Here is a 21,804-nt window from a genome sequence, read left to right as displayed (position 1 = left end):
ATAGTGAGTTTGATAAAGACTGAAAAGACTGATCTGAAGACTGCCCTTCGGACGGTACCTCAGCATTGTCCCCGAAGCTGCAGGGACAGCGGGCGAACCCGTCTCTCCCTGCTCCAACGGCGGGAACCCGCCGAGGGTTCCCGCGCGGTCGGACGGGTCAGCCGCCGTAGACGTGCGGGGCGAGGGTGCCGACGAACGGGAGGTTCCGGTACTTCTCGGCGAAGTCCAGACCGTAGCCGACGACGAACTCGTTGGGGATGTCGAAGCCGACCCACTCGACGTCGATGTCCACCTTGGCCGCGTCCGGCTTGCGCAGCAGGGTGCAGACCTTCAGCGACTCGGGCTCGCGCGAGCCGAGGTTGGACAGCAGCCAGGACAGGGTCAGGCCGGAGTCGATGATGTCCTCGACGATCAGGACGTGCTTGCCCTTGATGTCGGTGTCGAGGTCCTTGAGGATCCGCACCACGCCGGACGACTGGGTGCCCGCGCCGTACGAGGAGACGGCCATCCAGTCCATGGTGACGGGGGTGGACAGGGCGCGGGCCAGGTCCGCCATCACCATCACGGCGCCCTTGAGCACGCCGACGATGAGCAGGTCCTTGCCCTCGTACTCCGCGTCGACCTTCGCTGCCAGCTCGGCCAGCTTCGCGTCGATCTCTTCCTTGGTGATGAGTACCGACTTCAGGTCGGTGCCCATGTCTTTCGCGTCCACCCGCACATCACTTTCGGTTCGCCGTCAGCCTTGCCGAATGACCAGTCTGCCACCCTGACGGTGTGCCTCGACGCGGCCGGGCAGGTTGATGGCCCGCTGGCCGCGCCAGGCGGTGATCAGCCGGTCGACTTCCTCGATGTGCCGGGCGAACAGCGAACCGGCGGGCGCGCCCGCCTCGATGGCGGCGCGGCGCAGCACCCGGCGGCGTACGGCGGGCGGCAGCGCGCCCAGCTCGGCGCAGCGCAGCCAGCCGTTCTCGTCGCGTACGGAGGTCTCGGCCTGGGCGGCCCAGGCGTCCAGGGCGTCGGCGTCGTCGCGGGACAGCTGGGCCGTACGGGCGAGGGCTTCGACGACGCCCTTGCCGAGCGCCTTCTCCAGTGCGGGCAGCCCTTCGTGGCGCAGGCGTGAGCGGGTGTAGGCGGGGTCGGCGTTGTGCGGGTCGTCCCAGACGGGCAGCGACTGGACCATGCAGGCCTTGCGGGCGGTCTGGCGGTCGAGCTGGAGGAAGGGGCGGCGGTAGCGGCCGGTGGCGCCGGGGCGTCCGGAGACGGCGGCCATGCCGGACAGCGAGCGGATGCCGGAGCCGCGGGCGAGGCCGAGCAGCACGGTCTCGGCCTGGTCGTCGCGGGTGTGGCCGAGCAGCACGGCGGCCGCGCCGTGGCGTTCGGCGGCGGCGTCCAGGGCGGCGTACCGGGCGTCGCGGGCGGCGGCCTCGGGGCCGCCGTCCCGGCCGACGGAGACCACGACCGAGTCGACCGGGTCGAGGCGCAGGGCGGTGAGCCGCGCGACGACCTCGGCGGCGCGGAGGTCCGAGCCGGGCTGCAGGCCGTGGTCGACGGTGACGCCGCCGGCCCGGATGCCGAGCTTGGGGGCTTCAAAGGCGAGGGCGGAGGCGAGCGCCATGGAGTCGGCGCCGCCGGAGCAGGCGACGAGCACGAGCGGCGTGCGGGGGCGGCCTTCCGGGGTCCCGCCGCCGGCGCTGGGGGCCGGAACGGGAGCGGCCGCGGGAGCTGGAGCTGGAGCTGGAGCTGGAGCTGGAGCTGGAGCAGTGTGCGCGTAATCGTGAGCGTGCGCATGGTGGCGCGCTTGGTTCTGCTGGTTCTGCGCGGTGTATTCGGCCAGTACCTCGTGGAGGACGCGGCGGACTGCCAGACGTATCGCCGCGACCGCGGGATGGGGACCCATTGCCCGGTTCCCTTCGTGAAGTTCGGGAGGGGGGTTCGATTCGGTCACTCAGAGTGTGTCGATGGTGACAGAGCCGAGCCGCTACCCGAGCATTGCACGCCTACTCATGGCTCACGGTCCCTCGGACGGGTGATTGCCGGGGCTTCCTTCTGCCATCGGCAGCACACCGCTCACGACTCTGCCTTACGGTGCACCCTCGCGACCCAGTCCGCCGGTTTGGCGATCTCCGCCTTGGTGGGGAGGGTGTTGGGCGACGTCCAGACGCGGTTGAAGCCGTCCATGCCCACCTCGTCAACGACGGCGCGGACGAAACGTTCGCCGTCGCGGTACTGGCGGAGCTTGGCATCCAGGCCGAGCAGCTTGCGCAGCGCCTGATCGAGGCGGGAGGCGCCGCGGGCCCTGCGCTGCTGGAACTTCTCGCGGATCTCCGCGACGCTCGGCACGACGTCCGGGCCCACGCCGTCCATCACGAAGTCGGCGTGCCCTTCGAGCAGGGACATCACCGCGGTCAGCCGACCGAGGATCTCGCGCTGGCGCGGGGTCTGGACCAGCTCGACGATGGACCGGCCGCCGTCGTCCTCCTCACCCTCGGTGCGGTTGCCCGCGAGCGCGGACGCGGCCTCCCGGAAGCGCTCCAGGATGGTCATCGGGTCGACCTCGGTCTCGCCGAGGAATGACTGGATTTCGCCCTCTAGGTGGTCGCGCAGCCAGGGCACGGCGGTGAACTGGGTGCGGTGGGTCTCCTCGTGCAGGCACACCCAGAGGCGGAAGTCATGCGGCGCCACGTCCAGCTCGCGCTCCACGTGCACGATGTTCGGGGCTACGAGAAGGAGGCGGCCGCCGCCGTTCGGGGCGGCGGGGAGGTCGCGGGTGGCGGGGGCGAAGGTCTCGTACTGGCCGAGCACGCGGGAGGACAGGAACGACAGCAGCATGCCGAGCTCGACGCCGGTGACCTTGCCGCCCACCGCGCCCAGCATGGCACCGCCGGGGCCGCCGGGGCGGCGGTCCTGCATCTTCTCCAGCAGGGGCTTCAGGACTTCCCGGAACCCTGCCACGTTCGCGCGCACCCAGCCGGGCCGGTCCACGACCAGCACGGGGGTGTCGTGGAGCGCGCCGCCTTCCCCGTCCCCCTGGAGTCCCATCCGCGTGAACGAACGGACGTGCTCCTCCGACGATCTGGCGTGCCTGCGCAACTCGGCGACGATGGCCCGCGCTTCGTCGCGGCTCACCTCCGGGCCCGGCCGTACCAGCCGGGTCGCGGTCGCCACCGCGAGGTTCCAGTCGACCATCTCCGCACCACCGATGCTCGTCATGCATCAACCGTACGTGCTCGACCACCCATCCGGCCCCGGCCGGGGGAACGGGGTTGCCCCGAGGGAACCCGCCACGGAGGCGGGCCTGTCGGACCGGCTGACCAGGGTCGGGGGGTTGTGCCCACCCGTTCCGCCCTGCGGAACGTATGCCCACAACGGAAAGACGCCCACCCCCGCCCCACAACGAACAGAACGCACGCACGCGCGCACCTGCGGTCAGTCGGTCAGCGCGGTGGCCAGGCGGTCGAGGGTGGCCTTGGCCGCGTACGGGTCGGTGGTGCCGTACGCGGTGAAGGCGAACGCCAGCAGGCGGCCGTCGGCGTCGACGACGGTGCCGGCGAGCGTGTTGACCCCGGTGAGGGTGCCCGTCTTGGCGCGGACCAGGCCGGTCGCGGCCGCCGTGTCCCGGTCCGTGTACCGGTTGCGCAGCGTCCCGGTGAAGCCCGCGACGGGCAGTCCCGTGAGGGCCGGGCGGAGCTCGGGGCTGGCCGGGTCGGCCGCGCGGGCGAGCAGCGCGGTGAGCAGCCGCGCGGTGACCTTGTCCGCCCGGTCCAGGCCGCTGCCGTCCGCGAAGCGGGCGCCGTCGACCGGCAGGCCGAGCTCGGCCAGCTGGGCCGTGACGGCCTTGCGCGCGCCGGCGAAGCTCGCCGGTTCGCCCGCGGCGAGCGCGACATGCCGTACCAGCGCCTCGGCGGTGTCGTTGTCGCTGCGCGTCAGCATGCGCTCGACCAGGGCGGAGACCGGGGCCGACCGGACCCGCGCCAGAGTCTCGGCGTCCTTCGGCGCCCGCGCGGCGCGGGGCTCGGCCTGGACCTCGACGCCCCGGTCGCGCAACAGGCCCGCGAAGGCGCGGGCCGCCTCCAGCGCGGGGTCGGCGACCCGCGGCGCCGGGCCCGAGGTCGAGTCGTCCAGGCGCCCCTGGTCGGCCGAGAGCGCCATGACGGGGGCGATGTTGTCGTTGGGGCCGATGGGGTGCAGGAGGGGTCCCGAGTAGAGCGAAGCGTCGTAGGAGAACGTCAGGCTCGGCGGGCCGGACGCGCCGGACGCGCCGGACGCGCCGGAACGATCCTTCAGCGCCTTGGCCGTGGCGTCCGCCAGCTCCCGCAGGCTCGCCCCGCCGTCGGTGTCCTCGCGCGCGCTGAGCGTGGGATCGCCGCCGCCGACCAGCGTGACCTCCTCGGCGTTCGCGACCACACGCGTCTCGATCCGGCGGTCGGGGCCGAGCGCCGACAGCGCCGCCACCGCCGTGGCGATCTTGATGGTGGACGCGGGCGTCGCCGCCTCGCCCGCCCGCGCCCCGTACAGCTCGTCGCCGCTGGCCACGTCGACGACCGACGCGGTGGCGCGCTCGCCGAGCGAGGGGTCCTCAAGGAGCGGACCGAGTACGTCCGCGACGTCGTCCCCGGTGGGTCCGGGGCCCGGTCCCGCGCCCGCGGGGGCCGTCAGCGCGGCCAGCACACTGGGCGCGCTCGGCGCGGGCCGGGGCTTTCGCGCCGTACCGTGACCGTGATCTGCGCCACCGTCTGAGCTCTGGGAAGCCGCCCGCTGCCGCTCGGCCGTACGCTGGCCTGAGTCCCAGGGACCGGCCGCGGTCGCCAGACCGGCTGACAGCGCGAGGCCGGCCACGGCCGAGCCCGCCGTGAGCTGCCAGGTACGGAGCCTTCCGGACCGCGCGGGCCGCGGAGGCTCCGGGAGCTTCAGGCGTTTCGGAAGCCTCCGGAACTTGAGCTCGGGCACCACGGGACAGCCCCTTTCGCGATCACCAGCTTGCGTGAGGGACACTTAACCACTGCGTCTTGCCGAGGGATGACATCCCCGGTAGCCGTGGCCGCCTAACAGGCCGGGGGTCCGGGGGTCAGCCCCCGGGAGGACGCAGCACCCATTCGTCATATGTGCTGATCATGGAGGAGCCACCGGTGGAGTTCGACGTCACGATCGAGATTCCGAAGGGTTCGCGGAACAAGTACGAGGTGGACCACGAGACCGGTCGTATCCGCCTGGACCGCCGACTCTTCACGTCGACCAGCTACCCGGCTGACTACGGCTTCGTCGAGAACACCCTCGGCGAGGACGGCGACCCGCTGGACGCGCTGGTCATCCTGGACGAGCCCACGTTTCCGGGCTGCCTCATCACCTGCCGCGCCATCGGCATGTTCCGGATGACGGACGAGGCGGGCGGCGACGACAAGCTGCTGTGCGTGCCCGCGTCCGACCCGCGCGTGGAGCACCTCCGGGACATCCACCACGTGTCGGAGTTCGACCGTCTGGAGATCCAGCACTTCTTCGAGGTCTACAAGGACCTGGAGCCCGGCAAGTCCGTCGAGGGCGCCGACTGGGTCGGCCGCGCCGAGGCCGAGGCCGAGATCGAGGCCTCGTTCAAGCGGCTGGAGGCGAAGGGCGGCCACTGAGCTGGCACTCACCTGACCGGCGCGAACGGGCCGGGCGACCTCCCCGAGAGGCTCGCCCGGCCCGTTTGCGTGTCCCTGCGCATACTGGGCGTACCAGAGGTACGCGCGCGGCACGGGCGACAAGAGCGACAGGCGACGAAAACGACGGACGGCGAAAACGACGGACGGCGGAACGACGGACGGCGGAACGACGGACGGCGAAAACGACGGACGTTAAGACGTACGCGGCGGGAACGGGCTAAGGAGCGAGGTTGGGTTCGGTAGGTGGTGTCGTGTCGGACGACGACGACCGCAAACCGCAGTCGGACGAGGCGCACAGCGCGTTCGCCCCGGTGGAGGGCTTCGACGCGGCCGCCCCGGCCGAGACGGACGAGCAGCCGACGTCGGAGTTCACCATTCCCGACGGGCTGCGGATTCCGCCCGCGCCCGAGGAGCCGGAGAGCTCGGCCTTCACCCCGCCGCCCGCCTTCGAGGCCCGCCTGGCGTCCCACTTCACACCCCCTGAGGGCGTCCCCCTGGTCAAGCTGATCAAGGAGGCGCCCTGGCAGGACCAGATGCGGACGATGCTGCGCACCCCGTCCGGCGAGCGCCCGGCGCCGGAGCCCACACAGCGGCACGAGGACGAGGCGGGCCCCGCCGTGCCGCGCGTGCTGGACCTGACGCTGCGTATCGGCGAGCTGCTGCTCGCGGGCGGCGAGGGCGCGGAGGACGTGGAGGCCGCGCTGTTCGCCGTCACCCGGTCGTACGGCCTGGACCGCTGCGAGCCGAATGTCACCTTCACCGAGCTGTCGATCTCGTACCAGCCGTCCCTGGTGGACCACCCGGTGACGGCCGCCAGGACGGTACGCCGCCGGGGCACCGACTACACCCGGCTCGCGGCCGTCTACCGCCTGGTGGACGACATCGGCTCCACGGATGTCGAGGTCTCGCTGGAGGAGGCGTACCGGCGGCTCGCCGAGATCCGGCGGAACCGCCACCCCTATCCGGGGTGGGCGCTCACGGCGGCCGCCGGGCTGCTGGCCGGGGCCGCGTCCACGCTGGTGGGCGGCGGTGTGGTGGTGTTCGTGGCGGCCGCCGTCGGGGCGATGCTGGGCGACCGGTTCGCCTGGCTGGTCGCGGGGCGCGGAATGCCGGAGTTCTACCAGTTCGTGGTGGCGGCGATGGCTCCGGCCGGCATGGGCTGTCTGACCAGCGTGCTCGACCTTCCCGCGGGCCGGTCCGCCGCGGTGATCACCGGTGGACTGTTCGCGCTGATTCCGGGGCGGGCCCTGGTGGCGGGCGTCCAGGACGGGCTGACCGGCTACTACCTCACGGCCGCCGCCCGGCTGCTGGAGGTCGCGTATCTCATCGTCGGCATCGTCTGCGGCGTGCTGATCGCGCTCTCGCTGGGGCTCGCGCTCGGCGCCGGACTCACCCCGGAGACGGAGATCCACAGCCCCAGCCGTCCGCTCATCCAGATCGCGGCGGCGATGGCGCTCAGTCTCGCGTTCGCCATACTGCTCCAGCAGGAACGTTCCACTGTGCTGATGGTGACCCTCAACGGCGGGGTCGCCTGGGTCGTGTTCGGCGCGATGGCCACGGCGGGCCGGATGTCGCCGGTGCTCGCGACGGCGGTCGCGGCCGGTCTGGTGGGGCTCTTCGGCCAGCTGCTCTCGCGCTACCGGTTCGCCTCCGCGCTGCCGTACGTCACGGCGGCGATCGGGCCGCTGCTGCCGGGTAGCGCCTTCTACTTCGGGCTCCTGGAGATGTCCCGGAACAACCTCCCCGACGGGCTGGCCTCACTGTCCAAGGCGGTGACCCTGGCCCTGGCCATCGCGATCGGCGTCAACCTGGGCGCGGAGCTGGCTCGGCTGTTCCTGCGGCGGCCGGGGGCGACCAGCCCGGCGGCCCGCCGTGCGGCGAAGCGGACCCGCGGCTTCTGAGCCGGGGCTTCCGACCCGCGGCTTCTGACCGGCGGTTCTGAGCCGGAGAGCCCCTCCCTGACCGGAGAGCCCCTCCCTGATATGCCCCCGACCGCGCGATGCCTAGGATGGTCGCTGCTCCTCTCGCCAGCCGAGAGCCGAACCACGGCCACGTGCCGCACCAAGGCCACGAGCCGACAGCCGAAACAGGAGAATGATGGCCAAGCCATCCGGTCACCGCGTCTTCAACGCCTTCCGCGGCGCCCTCATCGGCACCGCGGAAGCGGTACCCGGCGTCAGCGGTGGCACCGTCGCGCTGATCACCGGCGTGTACGAGAAGCTGATCGGCGGCGCCGGTCACCTCACCAGCGCGCTGCGCGTGGGCGCCTCCGACCTGGCGCGCGGCCGCGGGACCGCGCGCGCCAGAGCCGAGCTCAGGAACGTCGACTGGAGCGTGCTGTTGCCGCTCCTGGCGGGCATGGCGGCGGCCCTGGTGCTGGCGGCCAAGCTGATCGCCCCGGTGGTCGAGGAGCACCCGCAGTTCGCGTACGCCGTGTTCTTCGGCCTGGTGCTGGCCTCGCTGTGGGTGCCGTACTCGGGCTCGGGGAAGCGCTGGACCGCGGGGAACTACGCGCTCTGTCTGGTGGTCGCCGCGGGTGCCTTCACGCTGACCGGACTGCCGCCCGGCGAGATGCCGACCAACCCCGTGGTGGTCGCGCTGGCGGGCTCGGTCGCGATCTGCGCGCTGGTGCTGCCGGGCGTCTCCGGCTCGTTCCTGCTGCTGACCATGGGCCTGTACGAGCCGACCATCGACGCCGTCAACGAGCGCGACCTCGGCTATGTCGCCGCCTTCGGTCTTGGCTGTGCGGTGGGGCTCGCGCTGTTCGTGAAGCTGCTGAAGTGGCTGCTGGAGAACTACCACCACATGACGCTGGTCGTGATGACCGGCCTGATGGCCGGTTCGCTGCGCGCGCTGTGGCCCTGGCAGGACGACGACCGCGGGCTGCTCGCGCCCAGCGGCTCGGTCGGCCTGACATTCGGTCTGATCGTGCTCGGCGCGGCCGTGGTGATCGCCGTACTGGTCTGGGAGCACCGCGCACGCGGCAAGGCGCAGGCGGAGCCGCCCGCCGCGCCCCGGCGCGCCCGCCACGCGCGCGTGGACTAAGTCCCCTAGTCCCCTGGTGAACTAGGGGACTAGGGGCCACGGCGGGCGCCCCTTGCCGCTTACGCGTGCCGGACGGCGTTCGCCAGGATCGCCTCACGCAGGTAGGCGGTCATGCCCGGCTTGATCGCCTCATAGGTGGCGGTGAACCGCGGGTCCGCGACGTACATCTCGGCGAGTCCCGTGTGGATCTCGTAGCCGCAGTCGTAGTACGCGTCGCAGATCAGCCGCCGGTGCTCCTCGGCGAGGTCCATCGCCGCCGCCGAATCCGGCTCCTCGCCCGCGTCCATCACGGCGACGAAGCGGCGCCCCCAGTCCTCCTGCGCCTCCTTGATCCGCCGCCAGTCCTCCTTGGTGTACCCGGCGACCCTGCGCTGCGACTGGCGGTAGGCGTCCGTGCCGCCCCAGCGCTCCTCGGCCTCGGCCGCGTACCGGTCGGGGTCGAAGTCTCCGAAGACCTCGAACTTCTCCTCGGGTGTGAGGTTGATGCCCATCTTCTGTGCCTCCATGGCGGTCTCGACGGCCGCGGCCATCTCCTGGAGCTTGCCGATCCGGGCGGACAGCAGCTCGTGCTGGCGCCGCAGGTGCTCCCGCGGGTCCGTGTCCGGGTCGTCCAGCAGCGCGGCGACCTCGTCGAGCGGGAATCCGAGCTCCCGGTAGAACAGGATCTGCTGCAGCCGGTCCAGGTCCCGGTCGTCGTAACGCCGGTGCCCCGCGTGGCTGCGGCCGCTCGGTCGGAGCAGCCCGATCTCGTCGTAGTGGTGCAGTGTGCGCACCGTGACACCGGCGAAACCGGCGACCTGTCCCACGGAGTAGCCCATCGCCCGCTCCCTTCGTCGTGCTCGGTACGTGACTCAGCCTGCGCCCTCACGTCGCGTGAGGTGCAAGCCCGTACTCCGGTGCGCCGCCCCGAGCTGCCGTGTCCGCTATGTCCCCATACTGTGAGGCGCGTGGCATCCGGCACGGCAGAAGGAGTCCCCCCATGACCACGCCTGTGAACGTCGCCGTCATCTACTACTCGTCCACCGGCACCGTCGCCGCCATCGCCAAGGCCCTGGCGGACACGGCGCGGCAGTCCGGGGCCGACGTACGGCTGCGCAGGGCGCGGGAGCTGGCGCCCCAGGCGGCGATCGACGCGAACCCGGCCTGGGTCGCCAACGTCGCGGCCACCGCGGACATCCCCGAGGCCACGCCGGATGACATGGTCTGGGCGGACGCGGTGCTGTTCGGCTCGCCCACTCGCTTCGGGAACGTCACCTCGCAGCTGAAGCAGTTCATCGACACGCTGGGCGGCCTGTGGCAGTCCGGGCAGCTCGCCGACAAGGTCTACAGCGGCTTCACCGCGTCGGCCACCGCGCACGGCGGCCAGGAGTCGACCCTGCTGGCTCTGTACCACACGATGCACCACTTCGGCGGCATCCTGGTCGCCCCCGGCTACACCGACCCCAGCAAGTTCGCCGACGGCAATCCGTACGGCACCTCGCATGTCTCGGGGGCGCAGGGCGAGCTGCCGGTCGCCGAGCAGACCCTGACCGCCGCGAAGGTGCAGGCCGAGCGAGTCGTACGGTTCACCCGAGCGATCAAGCAGGGCCTGGCAGGCGCGGAGAGCTGACGATCCGATGGCGCTGCACCGGAACGCGGGCGGGCGGGACGAGCCCGACCGCGCGCTCTCGCTCAGCCCGTTCGCCGAGGTGAACCCGGCGGCCGGGATGGTGTCGGCGCCGCCCAGGCACCGGCTGCCGGACGGCCCGCTGGCGCCCTCGCTCGCGTACCAGCTGGTGCACGACGAGCTGATGCTCGACGGCAACTCCCGGCTCAATCTGGCCACCTTCGTCACCACCTGGATGGAGCCGCAGGCCGGGGTGCTGATGGCGGAGTGCCGGGACAAGAACATGATCGACAAGGACGAGTATCCGCGCACCGCCGAGCTGGAGCGGCGCTGTGTGGCGATGCTCGCCGACCTGTGGAACGCGCCGGACCCGGCGGCCGCCGTGGGCTGTTCGACCACCGGGTCGAGCGAGGCGTGCATGCTCGCGGGGATGGCGCTGAAGCGGCGCTGGGCGAAGCGGAACGCGGACCGCTATCCGGGCGCGGCCCGCCCCAATCTGGTGATGGGCGTCAACGTCCAGGTCTGCTGGGAGAAGTTCTGCAACTTCTGGGAGGTCGAGCCCCGCCTGGTGCCGATGGCGGGCGACCGGTTCCATCTCGACGCGCGGTCCGCCGCCGGGCTCTGCGACGAGAACACCATCGGCGTGGTCGCCGTGCTGGGCTCCACCTTCGACGGCTCGTACGAGCCGGTGGCGGACATCTGCGCGGCCCTGGACGACCTGCGCGAGCGCACCGGTCTTGATGTCCCGGTCCATGTGGACGGCGCGTCCGGGGCGATGGTCGCGCCGTTCCTCGACCCGGACCTGACCTGGGATTTCCGGCTGCCGCGGGTCAGCTCGATCAACACTTCGGGGCACAAGTACGGGCTGGTCTACCCCGGCGTCGGCTGGGCGCTGTGGCGGTCCGCCGCCGAGCTGCCCGACGAGCTGGTCTTCCGGGTCAACTACCTGGGCGGCGACCTGCCGACGTTCGCGCTGAACTTCTCCCGTCCCGGCGCGCAGGTGGTGGCGCAGTACTACACCTTCCTGCGGCTGGGCCGCGAGGGCTACCGGGCCGTCCAGCAGTCGACCCGCGACGTCGCCCGCGGCCTGGCCGAGCGCATCGCCGCGCTGGGCGACTTCACCCTGCTCACGCACGGCGACCAGCTGCCGGTGTTCGCGCTGACCACGGCGCCCGACGTCCGCGCGTACGACGTCTTCGACGTGTCCCGGCGGCTGCGCGAGCGCGGCTGGCTGGTGCCCGCGTACACCTTCCCGGCGAACCGGGAGGATCTGTCGGTGCTGCGCGTGGTCTGCCGCAACGGCTTCTCGGCGGATCTGGCGGAGCTGTTCCTGGGCGACCTGCGCGGCCTGCTGCCGGAACTGCGCCGCCAGCCGTGCCCGTTGGGCGGAGACCCGGCCCAGGCGACCGGCTTCCACCACTGAGGCGTGAGGCACTCAGCCGCTGAGGCACTCAGCCGCTGAGGCACTGAGGCCCGCGGGGTCAGCGCCGATTGAGGCCCGCGCCCGCGGGTCAGTCCCGGTCGCGGGCGGAGTGGTCCGTCGCGTACGGGTTCTCCTGGCCCTCGGCCAGTACGCCGACGAACGGCTCACCCTCGCCCGCGAAGGTGTACGCACCGCCCTCGACGCGCTCGATCAGGCCGCGGGTCCACTCGGCGCCCGCGTCCGCCTGGTGCACCCACATGCGCATCAGCTCGCCGATGTGACCGAGCGACTCGGGGCCCTCTTCGGGCGTGTAGTACTCGGTGACCGAGCGCCGCCACTCCAGGAAGCCCTCGACCCGCTCACGGAGCAGCGCGACGGCCTCCTCGCGGGGCAGGTCGACGATCAGCCCGACGCCCGCGGCCAGCACGTCCGGCTTCTGGTCGCGGGTGCGCAGGGCGTCCCTCAGCAGCGTGAAGTACTCGGCGGCGCCCGCGTCCGTGATCTCGTACTCGGTGCGCGGCGGGCCGCCCGCCGTGGAGGGTGCGGTCTCGTGCGCCTTGAGCAGGCCCTGCTTCGCCATCTGTTTCAGCGCGTGGTAGATCGAGCCCGGCTTGGCGTTGGACCATTCGTGGGCGCCCCAGTACTCCAGGTCGTTGCGCACCTGATAGCCGTGCGCCCGCCCGTGCTGGCGGATCGCGCCGAGCACCAGAAGCCGGATGGCTGACATGACCGCTCCCTCCACCCCCCTAATCAATTTTGACTAAGATAGCTCAGGGGGTAGCCCAGGGTGCGCCCCGTCCGGTCAGACCCGTCCGGTCAGACCCGTCCGGTCAGAACGGGAACCGGCTCCTGCCGTGCTGTACGGAGATCCACTTCTGGGTGGTGAACACGTCCAGCGTCGCGTCCCCGTTGAGGCGGCCGACCCCGGAGCTCCCCTCGCCGCCGAACGGCACCGGCGGCTCGTCGTGCACCGTGCTGTCGTTGACGTGGAACATCCCGGAGTCGATCTGGCGCGCGAAGTTCACGCCGCGCTCGATGTCGCCCGTGTGCACGGACCCGCTCAGCCCGTACGGGGTGTCGTTGGCGATCCGTACCGCCTCGTCCTCGCCGTCGAAGGGGACGATCAGCGCCACCGGGCCGAAGATCTCCTGCTGGAGCAGCGCGGAGTCGTCCGGCAGGCCGGTGAGCACACTCGGCTCCACCAGTGTGCCGACCGTGCTGCCGCGCACCAACGCGGTGGCCCCCTCGGCGAGCGCCTGCTCCACCACCGAGCTGAGCGACTCGGCCTGCGAGGAGTTGATGACCGGGCCGATGACGGTGCCCTCTTCGGCCGGGTCGCCGGTCTTGAGCGTCTTGACCTTGGCGACGAACCGCTCGGTGAACGCGTCCGCGACGGAGCGGTCCACCAGGATGCGGTTGGCGGCCATGCAGACCTGGCCCTGGTGCACGAAACGGCTGAAGACCGCCGCGTCCACCGCGTAGTCGAGATCGGCGTCGTCCAGGACGACGAGCGCGCTGTTGCCGCCCAGTTCGAGGACGACCTGCTTGAAGTTCGCCGCGCAGACGGTCGCGACATGCCGCCCGACCTTGTCGGAGCCGGTGAACGAGATGACCTTGGGCACCGGGTGCTCGATCAGCGCGTCCCCGATCTCCGCTATGTCGGTGATCACCACATTGAGCAGCCCCGGCGGCAGGCCCGCCTCCGCGAACACCTTGGCCACCAGCGAGCCGCCGCAGATCGGCGTGTTCTGGTGCGGCTTGAGCACCACCGCGTTGCCCAGCGCCAGCGCCGGGGCGACCGACTTCAGGGACAGCAGGAAGGGGAAGTTGAAGGGGCTGATGACGCCGACGACGCCGACCGGGACGCGGTAGACACGGTTCTCCTTGCCGTCGACCGGCGACGGGATGATCTTCCCCTCGGGCCGCAGCGCCACCTGGACGGCCTCGCGCAGGAACTCCTTGGCCAGGTGCAGTTCGAAGGCGGCCTTGAGCGGGGTGCCGCCCAGTTCGGTGACGATCGCGTCGGCGATCTCCTGCTCGCGCTCCTCGACGATCCTCAGGGCCCGCTCGACGACCGCCCGTCTGGCGTACGCGTTGGTCTTCGCCCAGTCCCGCTGCGCGCGCTCGGCCGCCCGGTAGGCCTGGTCCACCTCGTCGGCCGTGGCCACGGTGATCGCGGCCAGCTTCTCGCCGTTGTACGGATTGAAGTCGATGATGTCCCAGGAGCCGCTGCCGGTCCGCCATTCGCCGTCTATGTACTGCTGGGCGAGATCAGTGAAGATGGACATGCGACCCCTTAGCTGTGGTTGGGCGGGTACGAGCCTGATACGGGTGTGCCGTCATCGTACTGATGGTTCATCCGCTTCAGTACGCCAACGCGCTTGCGGCTCAGGAGAGTTGGAGCAGCCCGCGCAGGAGGTCGCGGCTCTGCTCCGGGCCGGGGCTGTCCTGCTGGAGCCGCTCCATGGCCCGCTCGTACTGCGCGACCTCCTCGCGCTTGTCGAGGTAGAGCGCGCTGGTGAGCTGCTCCAGGTAGACGACGTCCGAGAGGTCGGACTCGGGGAAGCGCAGCAGCGCGAAGGAGCCGGACTCGCCCGAGTGGCCGCCGAAGCTGAACGGCATGACCTGGAGGGTGACGTTCGGCCGCTCGGACACCTCGATGAGGTGCTCGAGCTGTCCGCGCATCACGGCCCGGTCGCCGTACGGGCGGCGCAGCGCGGCCTCGTCCAGCACGCAGTGGAAGCGCGGCGCGCGCTCGGAGACCAGCGCCTTCTGCCGCTCCAGGCGCAGCGCGATCCGGCGCTCGACCTCGGCCTCGGCCAGGTCCGGCGCTCCGCGCAGGATGACCGCGCGCGCGTACGCCTCGGTCTGCAACAGGCCGTGCACGAACTGGATTTCGTAGACCCGGATCAGCGACGCGGCGCCCTCCAGACCGACATAGGTCTGAAACCAGCCGGGCAGCACGTCCGAGTAACTGTGCCACCAGCCAGCGACGTTGGCCTCCTTGGCGAGGGCGAGCAGCGCGCCGCGCTCGGCCTCGTCCGTGACGCCGTACAGGGTGAGCAGGTCCTCGACATCCCTGGCCTTGAAGCTCACCCTGCCCAACTCCACCCGGCTGATCTTCGATTCGGAGGCCCGGATCGAGTAACCGGCCTGCTCCCTGGTGATGCCGCGCTCCTCGCGCAGACGCCTGAGCTGTGACCCCAGCAGGATCCGTCGTACCACCGAGCCGCTCGACTCTGCGGTCATCACTCGGTTCACCCTCCCCAGTCGCTCCCGGCCCCCGGCGCATGCAGTGTGCCATTAAAACGCTCCAGCCCGTACTTGTTCGGTTACAGAAACGACTCCCTCACCGGGCGGCTACGAAAGTGAACGTAGGAAGAAATGAGCAAGAACCGGTACGGGAACGTCTAACTCCGGCGCGTGCACGTGCATCTGCCCTTGCATCCGGTCTGCGCATTCGGAACCATGGGCCGCGCGCACCACCGCAACATCGCCGGGACCGCGAAAAAAACGGGGAGTGCCTCGCATGGGGACGAATGGATCGACCATGCTCGAGCCGTTACGGCATGAGCTTCCTCCGCTCGACCCATCGGCCGTCACGAGCGCCGTGTCCTGCGCTCTGCCCGCACGGTACGAAGCGGTGCGCGGAGCACGGAAGTTCACCCACCGGACACTGGGCGACTGGAAGCTGGACGACCGCTTCGACGATGTGGCGCTGGTCGTCTCCGAGCTCGTCACCAACGCACTGCGGCACGCGCTGCCCGCCGACCCGGCGCGGAGTGAAGCGGGCCGCGGTGACACGGGGTGCGGTGACCCGGCGCGGGGTGACGACACCCCGGTCCGGCTGCACCTGATGCACTGGGCCTCGCGCCTGGTGTGCGCGGTACGGGACCCGAGCGCGACCGGGCCCGAGGCGCGGGGCGGCCAGGGCGACACCGACACGGCCGAACTGGCGGACTTCTCAGCGGAGTCGGGGCGTGGGCTGTTCCTGGTGGACTCGTTCAGCGACAGCTGGGGGTGGCATCCGCTGGCGGGGGCGCTGCGCGGGAAGGTCGTCTGGGCGCTGTTCCGGCTCACGGAGGGCTGAGTCAGACGTGCGCGAGCGAAGGACCGACGCGAAGGACCGACGCGAAGGACCGACTCAGATCAGATGGTCGAACTCGCCGTCCTTGATGCCCAGCAGCATCGCCTCTATCTCGGCGCGCGTATAGACCAGGGCCGGTCCGTCCGGGTGGCGTGAGTTGCGCACCGCCACCCGGCCGCCCGGAAGCTTGGCGAACTCCACACAGGAACCCTGCGAGTTGCTGTGCCTGCTCTTCTGCCACACGACCTCGTGAAGCTCTGTGGCCGCCATGCCGTTGTACGCGTGGTCCACAGATCGCTCCCGGCTGCGCAGTTCGTGTAACGGTCAACTGCCCTGGATCATAACCTCTCTTCACGTGCGGATGCATGGGAAGATGCACGTGCACGCGAGGTGGCGGTCCGGCTCCTCGCGGTGACACAAAAAATCTCCTACGCGATAAACGTAGGAGATTTCCTGTCCGCCGGGGCAACGCCCCCGCACTGTCAGCGTGTCGAAGCGGAATACGGCAGTAGCGCCATCTCCCGCGCGTTCTTGATCGCACGCGCCAAGTGGCGCTGCTGCTGAGCGGTGACCCGAGTGACCCGGCGGCTGCGGATCTTGCCGCGGTCGGAGAGGAACTTCCGCAGCAGGTCCGTGTCCTTGTAGTCGATATACGTGATACCGGCCGCGTCCAGCGGGTTGGGGCGGGACTTGGCGGGCTTGTGGGGCTTGCGGCCGTCGGAGCGGCGGGGGGACATCAGACCTCCAGGAGGGTGTCGAAGGCGGGCGGCAGCCGCTTCCAGGCGGCGCGCCCGGCGGCGTATTCGGCGTCGGTGAGCAGGCAGGACTCCAAGACCCGGCAGAGTCCGTCGCGGTCGAGCCCCGGCGAGGTGAAGACCAGGTGCTGGCAGCAGTCGCCGTGCTCGGGGTGCCAGTCCAGGGCGGCGGCGGCCCGGCGGACCGGCGGCACCATCTCCCAGGCCGCGTCCGGGAGCGAGGCCAGCCAGGGCCCGGCGTTCTCCACGCAGAGCGCGCCGCCCGCCGCGTCCCAGGCCAGCAGGGTGTCCGGGCGGTCGGCGAGCCAGAACCTGCCGCGGCTGCGGGCCGCGGCGCAGGTCAGGTCCTCCAGGGCCTGGTAGAGCCGCTCCGGGTGGAAGGGGCGGCGGGCGTGCCAGACGTAGGTGCCGACTCCCGCCTCGTCGGCCTCCTGCGGGAGCAGCGCGCAGGCGGGATGCTGGGCCGCGGCGGCCGCCTCCACGTCGAACCCGGCCAGCGCGGCGGCGGCCAGTTCACCGCCGCGCTCGACGGGGACCTGACGCGCGGTGGGGTGCAGCTGGGCGAGCAGCGCCCGGTCCTCGGCGTCCGCCTCGTCGTTCCCGACGACGGCCAGGACCGGGGCGTACTCCAGCTGGCGGGCCCAGGTGTCGGCGACGGTGCGCTGGTCGGTGGTGGCGGCCGCGAGGCCGACCTCGATCAGGTCGTCGCCGTTGCCGAGGTACGGGAGCAGTAGCGCCGGGTCTACGGCGGTGATCACGGAGCTCACGGTCAGCCCGCCCGACGCGACCACCTCGGCCATCGCCTTGGGCTCGACGGAGTCCCACAGCTCGACGATCGCGAGCCTGGTGAGACCCGCGTCGGCCAGCCGCTCCAGTTCGGGCACCAGGTCCTCGCGCAGGGCGCAGCAGGCGCAGTCGTTGACCAGGGGCGCGTCCCCGCTGGACAGGACGCCGGTGTGGTCGCGGACGGTGCGGGTCACGGTGCCCTGGACGGCCGTCGCCAGGTCGTGGTGGAGCGCGACGCTGTCCGGCACGGTCGCGAGCAGGCGCCGCACGGCGGCCGCGCGGGCGTCGGAGTGCAGGCCGCCGACGATGGCCACGGCGAGCTCGGGGAAGGGCCTGGGGTCCATCTAGTTCGCCCCGCGTCGGCCGTAGCGCCGCTCGAAGCGCTCCACGCGGCCCGCCGTGTCCAGTACGCGGGCGGTGCCCGTGTAGAAGGGGTGGCTGGCGTCGGAGATCTCGACGTCGATCACCGGATAGGTGTTGCCGTCCTCCCACTCGACGGTCTTGTCGCTGGTCGCGGTGGACCGGGTGAGGAAGGCGTAGTCCGCGGCGCGGTCCCGGAAGACGACCGGGCCGTAGGCGGGGTGGATGCCCTGCTTCATGTCAGCGCTCCTCCTTGAACTCGACGTGCCGTCCGACGCGCGGGTCGAACTTGCGCAGGACCATCCGGTCCGGGTCGTTACGGCGGTTCTTGCGGGTGACGTAGGTGTAGCCGGTCCCGGCGGTGGACCGGAGCTTGATGACGGGGCGTAGTTCGTTGCGGGCCATGTGGGCTAGAGTAAATGGAAACGGTTTCCATTACCAATACGATGGGCGCCCCGACGGAAGAGAGGTACGCCACGTGTCCGCGCACTGCATGCTGACCGGCCGCAAGCCCGGCTTCGGCAACAACGTCTCCCACTCACACCGGCGCAGCCCGCGCCGCTTCGACCCGAACATCCAGCGCAAGCGGTACTGGCTGGAGAGCGAGGGGCGGCACGTCCGGCTGACCCTCAGCGCGAAGGCGGTCAAGACCGTCGACACGATCGGGGTCGAGGCGGCCGTGGCGCGGATCCGCGCGCGTGGGGTGAGGATCTGATGGCCAAGCAGAGCAAGATCGCGAAGAACGAGCAGCGGCGGCGGACCGTCGCGCGGTACGCCGCGCGGCGGGCCGAGCTGAAGGAACTCATCCGCAAGCCGGGCACCCCCGAGGCGGAACGCCTCGCCGCGCGGCGCGAGCTGCGGGCGCAGCCGCGCGACGCCAGCGCGACGCGGGTGCGCAACCGGGACAGTGTGGACGGGCGGCCGCGCGGGTATCTGCGGACCTTCGGGCTGTCTCGGGTCAATCTGCGCGAGCAGGCGCACGCGGGGTTCCTGCCCGGAGTCCGCAAGTCGTCCTGGTAGAAACCGCCGTAGAACCGTCCTGGTAGCTTGGCCGGGCTTTCTCGTCGAGCCAAGTCGAGCTGACTGGGGGATCTCCTGTGCTGAAGCGCGTACGCAGTCCGCGTGTTTGTATCGCCGCCGCCGCTGTCGCGGCCGCTCTCGCCCTGACGGGGTGCAGCGGTGACAGCGGATCCGACGACGACAAGGAGCCCAAGCCTTCGGCGAGCGGCTTCGGGCCGAGCGAGACGCCCGACGGCTCGGGCGGCGACGGCTCTGGGGACGGCTCGGGGGACGGCTCCTCGGAGGACGGCTCCGGGGACGGCTCCGGGGACGTGAAGGCCGAGAGCCTGGAGGGCAGTTGGATCGCGATGACCGACGGCAAGCCGGTCGGGCTGCTCATCGACGGCAAGAAGGCCGCGCTGTTCGGTCTCGGGGGCACCACGTGCTCCGGGACGGTCGGCGACCTCAAGGGCACCCAGGTCTTCCGGCTGGTGTGCAAGGGCGACAGCTCGCGTCAGGTGGGCAAGGTCGAGTCGGTCGACGCGACCTCGCTGAAGATCGCCTGGGACGACCGCGGCGAGGAGACTTTCCAGAAGTCCGAGGACGGCAAGCTGCCGGGCGGCCTGGTGACGGCGGTGCCACAGCCCTGAGGCACGCCCGGCAGCCCTGAGGCACGCCCGGTCGGCCGCCTACGGGGCCCGGCAGCGCGGGCAGCGGTGGGCAGCGCGGGCAGCGGTGGGGGTTACAGACCGGCGCCCGTCGCCCGGTCCGCCGCCGCTGTGCCGTGCTCCCAGCCCGCCAGGTCGGTGGCGCCCCGTACCCGGCTGACGGTCGTCTCCGGAAACATCCGCTCCGCGCGCCCGGCGACCGCGACATCGCGCGCCGCGAGCACCGGGAGCAGCGACGCGCCCGCGTCGGCGGCGGTCCGCTCGGCGGTCTGCGCGGCGGTCCGGGCGGCCGTCTCCGCGAGGCGGTCGCCCAGACGATGGGCATAGGCCAGCAGAAACGACTGGCGGAACGTCTTGGTCCGCTTACGGCCACCGGCCCGCTGCCCCGCCTCCGCCTTGGTCATCGCCGCGTCGCCCTGCACCAGCAGGGACGTATAGAGCAGCTCGACCGACTCCAGGTCGGGTTCAAAGCCGATCACCGTGGCGAAGCCGAGCGCCTCGTTCCACACCGCGCGGCAGTGGTTCGCGGTCGCCGCCGCGTCCAGCAGGATCGCCTTCGCGGTCTCGTACGGCCCGTCGACGCCGATACGGCAGGCGGCGGGCACATCCGCCGCCAGGCCGCCGCCCTGGGCCGTGGCGAGCAGCGCCTCATCGATGGTGTGCCGGGCCATGAGCTCCTGCGCCTTGGCGGTGAGCGCCTCCGCCTCTTCGGGGAAGTCCGTCGCCTCGGCCTTGGCGAGGAGCGCCCGTACCCGAGTCAGCAGCCGTGACTCCGGATGGGGCGGCGGTACGTGGACGGGCGTGCCCGGCACCGGACCGACCGGCTCGATCGCGGGCAGCCGGAACAGCAGCCGCAGCACCTCCAGCACGGCCGTGCAGAGCGCGAAGCGGTCGGCCGGCACACGGCGCGCCAAGGCGTCCAGGTAAGCGGTGTCCTCCGTACCCCACCAGGGCTCCGCCGCGTCCAGAGCGCGCAGCTGGGCGGCCCAGCGGGGCTCAAGGCAGGTGTACCGCCGCGCCTCCGCCGCGATCAGGTCGGCGGCGATCCGGACGTGCGGAGCCTGCGCGCCGTACGGCAGCTCGCGGCGCAGCAGGCGTACGACGTCGGCGGGCTGCCAGCCGCGCTCCCAGGCGCGCCGGACGAACTCCGCGCCACGGCGCAGCAGCTCGCCGCCCGTCTCCGGCGCTGGCGCGGCCGCGAGCAGCGAGGCCCCGAGGTCGAGGCCGTCGTCGCCGGGGCTCCCGCCGCCGCGGCCGTTGCCTCCACGGCCGCTGCCGCCACGGCCTTTGGCACCGCCGCCACCGGTGCCGTCATCACCGATGCCACCGGTGTACAGGGCCGCGGCGAAGGCCCGCTCGACCGCGTCGCGCGCCGTCGCCGTCGCCGCCTCCGTCGGGTCCATCAGCGGGCCGCCGACTCGGGGTGCGCCAGGTCGTACGCGGCGCGGGCCGCGGCGATGTCCGGGCGGTGCGCGATCGACCAGTCGGCGAGTGCCTTGACCGGGTGCGTGAAGCTGCGGCCCAGCTCCGTCAGCTCGTACTCGACCTGCGGGGGAACCGTCGGGTACACCGTGCGCCGCACCAGGCCGTCGCGCTCCAGGCGGCGCACCGTGAGGGTGAGCATGCGCTGCGAGACGTCACCGGGGATCGCGCGCTGGAGCTCCTTGAAGCGGCGTATGCCCGAGGTGAGCTCGACGAGCACGTACACGGACCACTTGTCCCCGAGCCGGTCCAGGACGTCCCGGACCCCGCACTCTTCCTGCGAAGTCTCGCAGCCGAACACCGGGTCGGCCACGGGGGCGGTTACACCGGTGTGCCCTGCTGACATCAAAGTGCCTCCTTACGCTGACGTACGCGGCCGATGACGATGGTTTCAGCCAACGGGGAGAACCACGAAACGAGGGGGAACCATCCCATGCTGCTGATCACCGGAGCCTCGGGCGGGCTCGGCCAGCTGATCGCCGGCCGACTGGCCGGGCGCGAGGACGTCGTACTCGGCACCCGGCGGCCCGCCGCGGGTGAGCGCCGTATCGACTTCGACGACCCGGCGTCGCTGGCCGACGGGTTCGCCGGGGTGGACACGGTGCTGCTGATCTCGGCCGGGTTCGGCGAGGACGACACCGTGATCGCGCGCCATGAGGCGGCGATATCGGCGGCCGAGAAGGCCGGTGTCGGACACCTCGTCTACACAAGCCTGAGCGGCGACGGCGACCACCTGGCGTACGCGCTCGCCCACCGCTGGACCGAGCGGCGGCTGCGCGCCTCGTCCCTGGAGTGGACGGTGCTGCGCAACGGGCTGTACGCGGAGTTCCTCGCCGCGATCGCCGCGCCGGGCCCGGACGGCACGATCACCGCGCCGCTGGGCGACGGACGCCTCGCGGCGGTCGCCCGCGACGACCTGGCGGAGGTCGCGGCGGGCGTCGCCGTCGCCCCGGC

25 protein-coding genes are annotated in these 21,804 nt (G+C 71.7%); 10 read left to right on the top strand and 15 right to left on the bottom strand.

The window, feature by feature from the left end:
- Positions 1 to 157: 157 nt before the first annotated feature.
- The 4 genes from hpt to dacB all read right to left on the bottom strand — a co-directional run bounded on the left by hpt (position 158) and on the right by dacB (position 4,950).
- A complete protein-coding gene (hpt, locus tag ACX6XY_RS16880) occupies positions 158 to 697 on the bottom strand; it encodes a hypoxanthine phosphoribosyltransferase (protein WP_460331381.1) in 540 nt (179 codons plus the stop codon).
- 39 nt (positions 698 to 736) lie between these two features.
- Positions 737 to 1,897 (bottom strand): tRNA lysidine(34) synthetase TilS, encoded by a 1,161-nt coding sequence (tilS, locus tag ACX6XY_RS16875; protein ID WP_460331237.1) that lies wholly within the window; start codon positions 1,895 to 1,897, stop codon positions 737 to 739.
- Positions 1,898 to 2,067: 170 nt separating this feature from the next.
- Positions 2,068 to 3,210 (bottom strand): zinc-dependent metalloprotease, encoded by a 1,143-nt coding sequence (locus ACX6XY_RS16870; RefSeq protein ID WP_460331235.1) that lies wholly within the window; start codon positions 3,208 to 3,210, stop codon positions 2,068 to 2,070.
- A gap of 216 nt (positions 3,211 to 3,426) precedes the next feature.
- Positions 3,427 to 4,950, bottom strand: a complete 1,524-nt coding sequence (gene dacB / locus ACX6XY_RS16865) for a D-alanyl-D-alanine carboxypeptidase/D-alanyl-D-alanine endopeptidase (RefSeq protein ID WP_460331233.1) — start codon at positions 4,948 to 4,950, stop codon at positions 3,427 to 3,429.
- 176 nt (positions 4,951 to 5,126) lie between these two features.
- Here dacB and ACX6XY_RS16860 point away from each other — a divergent pair, with 176 nt between their 5' ends.
- The 3 genes from ACX6XY_RS16860 to ACX6XY_RS16850 all read left to right on the top strand — a co-directional run bounded on the left by ACX6XY_RS16860 (position 5,127) and on the right by ACX6XY_RS16850 (position 8,684).
- On the top strand, positions 5,127 to 5,618 hold the full coding sequence (locus ACX6XY_RS16860; protein WP_460331379.1) for an inorganic diphosphatase: 492 nt from the start codon (positions 5,127 to 5,129) through the stop codon (positions 5,616 to 5,618).
- Between the two features lie 272 nt (positions 5,619 to 5,890).
- Entirely contained in the window at positions 5,891 to 7,540 is a 1,650-nt protein-coding gene (locus tag ACX6XY_RS16855; protein WP_460331231.1) for a threonine/serine exporter family protein, read from the top strand.
- A 196-nt stretch (positions 7,541 to 7,736) separates the two neighbouring features.
- Positions 7,737 to 8,684, top strand: a complete 948-nt coding sequence (locus ACX6XY_RS16850; protein ID WP_460331229.1) for a DUF368 domain-containing protein — start codon at positions 7,737 to 7,739, stop codon at positions 8,682 to 8,684.
- Positions 8,685 to 8,743: 59 nt separating this feature from the next.
- Here the strand turns inward: ACX6XY_RS16850 and ACX6XY_RS16845 are convergent, their stop codons facing one another.
- Positions 8,744 to 9,502: a MerR family transcriptional regulator gene (locus ACX6XY_RS16845; protein WP_460331227.1), complete on the bottom strand. Its 759-nt coding sequence runs from the start codon at positions 9,500 to 9,502 to the stop codon at positions 8,744 to 8,746.
- A 161-nt stretch (positions 9,503 to 9,663) separates the two neighbouring features.
- On the opposite strand from ACX6XY_RS16845, the gene wrbA reads away from it, so the two are divergent.
- Together wrbA and ACX6XY_RS16835 are read left to right on the top strand one after the other, a co-directional pair.
- Positions 9,664 to 10,293, top strand: a complete 630-nt coding sequence (gene wrbA / locus ACX6XY_RS16840; RefSeq protein WP_460331225.1) for an NAD(P)H:quinone oxidoreductase — start codon at positions 9,664 to 9,666, stop codon at positions 10,291 to 10,293.
- Positions 10,294 to 10,300: 7 nt separating this feature from the next.
- Positions 10,301 to 11,713 (top strand): glutamate decarboxylase, encoded by a 1,413-nt coding sequence (locus ACX6XY_RS16835; RefSeq protein WP_460331222.1) that lies wholly within the window; start codon positions 10,301 to 10,303, stop codon positions 11,711 to 11,713.
- Between the two features lie 88 nt (positions 11,714 to 11,801).
- On the opposite strand, the gene ACX6XY_RS16830 is transcribed toward ACX6XY_RS16835, so the two are convergent.
- The 3 genes from ACX6XY_RS16830 to ACX6XY_RS16820 form a co-directional block, all read right to left on the bottom strand.
- On the bottom strand, positions 11,802 to 12,440 hold the full coding sequence (locus ACX6XY_RS16830) for a PadR family transcriptional regulator (protein ID WP_460331219.1): 639 nt from the start codon (positions 12,438 to 12,440) through the stop codon (positions 11,802 to 11,804).
- Between the two features lie 103 nt (positions 12,441 to 12,543).
- On the bottom strand, positions 12,544 to 14,001 hold the full coding sequence (locus tag ACX6XY_RS16825) for an aldehyde dehydrogenase family protein (protein ID WP_460331217.1): 1,458 nt from the start codon (positions 13,999 to 14,001) through the stop codon (positions 12,544 to 12,546).
- Between the two features lie 100 nt (positions 14,002 to 14,101).
- Complete coding sequence (locus ACX6XY_RS16820) at positions 14,102 to 14,962, bottom strand: helix-turn-helix domain-containing protein (RefSeq protein ID WP_460331214.1); 861 nt, start codon at positions 14,960 to 14,962, stop codon at positions 14,102 to 14,104.
- Between the two features lie 280 nt (positions 14,963 to 15,242).
- On the opposite strand from ACX6XY_RS16820, the gene ACX6XY_RS16815 reads away from it, so the two are divergent.
- On the top strand, positions 15,243 to 15,803 hold the full coding sequence (locus tag ACX6XY_RS16815) for an ATP-binding protein (protein ID WP_460331211.1): 561 nt from the start codon (positions 15,243 to 15,245) through the stop codon (positions 15,801 to 15,803).
- Between the two features lie 54 nt (positions 15,804 to 15,857).
- Here ACX6XY_RS16815 and ACX6XY_RS16810 read toward each other — a convergent pair whose 3' ends face one another.
- The 5 genes from ACX6XY_RS16810 to rpmG form a co-directional block, all read right to left on the bottom strand.
- Positions 15,858 to 16,091, bottom strand: coding sequence for a DUF397 domain-containing protein (locus ACX6XY_RS16810; RefSeq protein ID WP_460331208.1), 234 nt, complete (start codon positions 16,089 to 16,091; stop codon positions 15,858 to 15,860).
- 191 nt (positions 16,092 to 16,282) lie between these two features.
- Positions 16,283 to 16,537 (bottom strand): 30S ribosomal protein S18, encoded by a 255-nt coding sequence (gene rpsR, locus ACX6XY_RS16805; protein ID WP_460331205.1) that lies wholly within the window; start codon positions 16,535 to 16,537, stop codon positions 16,283 to 16,285.
- Positions 16,537 to 17,685, bottom strand: coding sequence for a CobW family GTP-binding protein (locus tag ACX6XY_RS16800; RefSeq protein WP_460331202.1), 1,149 nt, complete (start codon positions 17,683 to 17,685; stop codon positions 16,537 to 16,539). Before ACX6XY_RS16800 ends, rpsR begins: the two co-directional genes overlap by 1 nt.
- A complete protein-coding gene (locus tag ACX6XY_RS16795; RefSeq protein WP_460331199.1) occupies positions 17,686 to 17,940 on the bottom strand; it encodes a type B 50S ribosomal protein L31 in 255 nt (84 codons plus the stop codon).
- 1 nt (position 17,941) lies between these two features.
- On the bottom strand, positions 17,942 to 18,106 hold the full coding sequence (rpmG, locus tag ACX6XY_RS16790; protein ID WP_460331196.1) for a 50S ribosomal protein L33: 165 nt from the start codon (positions 18,104 to 18,106) through the stop codon (positions 17,942 to 17,944).
- A 73-nt stretch (positions 18,107 to 18,179) separates the two neighbouring features.
- Here rpmG and rpmB point away from each other — a divergent pair, with 73 nt between their 5' ends.
- From rpmB to ACX6XY_RS16775, 3 genes are all read left to right on the top strand, one after another.
- Positions 18,180 to 18,416: a 50S ribosomal protein L28 gene (gene rpmB, locus ACX6XY_RS16785; RefSeq protein ID WP_460331193.1), complete on the top strand. Its 237-nt coding sequence runs from the start codon at positions 18,180 to 18,182 to the stop codon at positions 18,414 to 18,416.
- Positions 18,416 to 18,721: a 30S ribosomal protein S14 gene (rpsN, locus tag ACX6XY_RS16780; protein WP_460331191.1), complete on the top strand. Its 306-nt coding sequence runs from the start codon at positions 18,416 to 18,418 to the stop codon at positions 18,719 to 18,721. The genes rpmB and rpsN overlap by 1 nt, the downstream gene beginning before the upstream one ends.
- 77 nt (positions 18,722 to 18,798) lie before the next feature.
- Positions 18,799 to 19,350: a hypothetical protein gene (locus ACX6XY_RS16775; protein ID WP_460331189.1), complete on the top strand. Its 552-nt coding sequence runs from the start codon at positions 18,799 to 18,801 to the stop codon at positions 19,348 to 19,350.
- 92 nt (positions 19,351 to 19,442) lie between these two features.
- On the opposite strand, the gene ACX6XY_RS16770 is transcribed toward ACX6XY_RS16775, so the two are convergent.
- Together ACX6XY_RS16770 and ACX6XY_RS16765 are read right to left on the bottom strand one after the other, a co-directional pair.
- Positions 19,443 to 20,690, bottom strand: coding sequence for a DUF2786 domain-containing protein (locus ACX6XY_RS16770; protein ID WP_460331377.1), 1,248 nt, complete (start codon positions 20,688 to 20,690; stop codon positions 19,443 to 19,445).
- 80 nt (positions 20,691 to 20,770) lie between these two features.
- Positions 20,771 to 21,196 (bottom strand): winged helix-turn-helix transcriptional regulator, encoded by a 426-nt coding sequence (locus ACX6XY_RS16765; protein WP_460331187.1) that lies wholly within the window; start codon positions 21,194 to 21,196, stop codon positions 20,771 to 20,773.
- Between the two features lie 87 nt (positions 21,197 to 21,283).
- Here ACX6XY_RS16765 and ACX6XY_RS16760 point away from each other — a divergent pair.
- Positions 21,284 to 21,804, top strand: a 521-nt coding sequence (locus ACX6XY_RS16760; RefSeq protein WP_460331184.1) for an NAD(P)H-binding protein, incomplete at its 3' end; no start/stop codon positions are given.

The sequence above is a fragment of the Streptomyces sp. O3 genome, from assembly GCF_054788135.1.
This window is presented reverse-complemented; position numbering and strand designations above follow the sequence as displayed.